The sequence below is a fragment of the Collinsella sp. AF20-14LB genome, from assembly GCF_003459505.1.
GTDB lineage: Bacteria > Actinomycetota > Coriobacteriia > Coriobacteriales > Coriobacteriaceae > Collinsella.
This window is the reverse complement of the sequence record NZ_QRWD01000042.1, coordinates 1-1,913: the sequence shown is the minus strand read 5'-3', so window position 1 is coordinate 1,913 and position 1,913 is coordinate 1. Positions and strand designations below refer to the sequence as shown.

Sequence of the window (1,913 nt, the reverse complement as noted above, 5' to 3'; positions counted from 1 at the left end):
TCGGAAGGCACGTGCAGACCTTTCGTCATGGCCTCCTACCTTTCTTTCGGGCCCTTGTCAGGGCCGATTCGTTAGCGCCCCTCCGTGTGAGGCGTTATTGCTGACGACATATTTATATCCAAAATCAGCCCATACTTCCACCTTGCCCCCGAACGGTTTTTTATGAGGGGTGAACGGCATACACATATACTTCACGCATGGCACACTTTGATTTAATAAAGTTTATTTACGTGCTTAAATGCTTTTTCAAACCAAATAGCAAATGGAACTTAACTTTATTAAACCACCCTCAAATTGCATATTTCTAATAAAGCTATGAATAGAATTTGCGATTCATACCGCGTCTCAACCATTTTCATTTTTATTCAGAAAAAAGTTTGTCCTATTCATTTCTGGTATGCATATTACCGTTTACCAGACGCTTGGTACCGTTCACCGGAAGTTCAGTATAAGGCCCAACGAACACCGGCTCGCCTTACGGCCTCATTTGTAACAACTTGACTTCTCGGTATAGAAAAACAGACCCGCTCCCCTCATGGGAAACGGGTCTGTTATCGATAATCGTAGACAGATTTGAGTGGCTTTGAGAGCCGTCGGAATCCTAGCGATCAAACTCCGCCAGCGCCTCGCCCAGAAGCCTCAGGCCCTCGCGAAGAACGTCTTCGCTCGCGCAGTAGCCCAGACGCGCGCCGCAGGGAAGCTCAAAGCGGCTGCCGGGAACCAGCAGCACTCCCCTCTCGGCCAACAGGCGCTTGCAGAACTCCTCATCGTTCTCGGGAATATCCAGCTGGATAAACGAGGTGGATACGCCCTGCGGCGCCGTCCAAGAGACGCGGCTCTGCGCATCGATCCATGCCTGAGCGATATCACGGTTGCCAAACACGATCTTACGGTTGCGCTCAAGGATCTTATCCTTGTGCTCGAGCACGTAGGTCGCCAGGGCGTCGTTGAACACGCCGCCGCAGATCATGGTGTAGTCACGATAGGTGCGGATGCGGTTGGAGACCTCTTCGTCGGCCACGACCCAGCCCACGCGAGCCGCGGGCGTCGAATAGGTCTTGGACACCGAGTTGGTGACAATGGCCTTCTCGTACACGTCGGCCATCGATATAAAGGACTCGGTGTTCTCGAGCGGCAGATACACCTCGTCGCACAGCACATAGGCGCCCACCGAACGGGCGATCTCGGCAATCTGGCCGAGCGTATCGGCATCGAGCACCGTACCGATGGGGTTCGATGCGTTATTGATGCAGATGAGCTTGGTGTTGGGATGAACGAGGTGCTTGAGCTGTTCGATATCGGGCTTCCAGCCGAGCTCCTCGCGAAGCTCCCAATACTCGACCTCGGCACCGAGCGTACGCGGAATCTCGTAGAGCGGCGCATAGGTGGGCCACTCGGCAATCACATGGTCGCCGGGCTCGACCACGGCCATGATGGCGTTGAGGTTCGCGCCCGTGCAGCCGTTGGTCTGCAAAATGTGATCGGGATCGACCTCGCGACGATACAGCTTGGCGACTTCGGCCTTAAACTCCGGCGAACCCTCGATCCAGCCGTAATTCATCTTCTCGCGATCCAGGCGCTCGTAGAACGTAGCACCGTCCTGCTCGTCAAGTGCGCGAAGCTCACCCATGGTCAGCGACGAGATCGTCGACTGAGCGATATCCCAGGTAGCACTCTTCTCCCAAACGTTGAGCCAATCCTCAACGCCAATTGTCTTGATATCCATGGCCACCTTATCTGATCTTAATTTAGCGTCAATAAACATGAATGGGACGGTGCGAAAGAACCGCACCGTCCCATTGGGAGACATCTAATGTCAGCTAGATGTTTGTATTAAGACCTGTACGGGTCTTTGAAAACCTTAGAGGTCCTCGCGCCAGAAGGGCATGCTCATGCAGCGCGGGCCGCCACGG

1 protein-coding gene is annotated in these 1,913 nt (G+C 54.0%); it reads right to left on the bottom strand.

Annotated elements, in window-relative coordinates:
* Window positions 1–601: 601 nt before the first annotated feature.
* Entirely contained in the window at window positions 602–1,726 is a 1,125-nt protein-coding gene (locus DWX63_RS11015) for an aminotransferase (protein WP_117843729.1), read from the bottom strand.
* Window positions 1,727–1,913 lie beyond the last annotated feature (187 nt).

What these genes read in the sequence shown, in the direction of transcription:
- DWX63_RS11015 (WP_117843729.1), bottom strand. Translation starts at nt 1,726, where the DNA reads ATGGATATCAAGACAATTGGCGTTGAGGATTGGCTCAACGTTTGGGAG.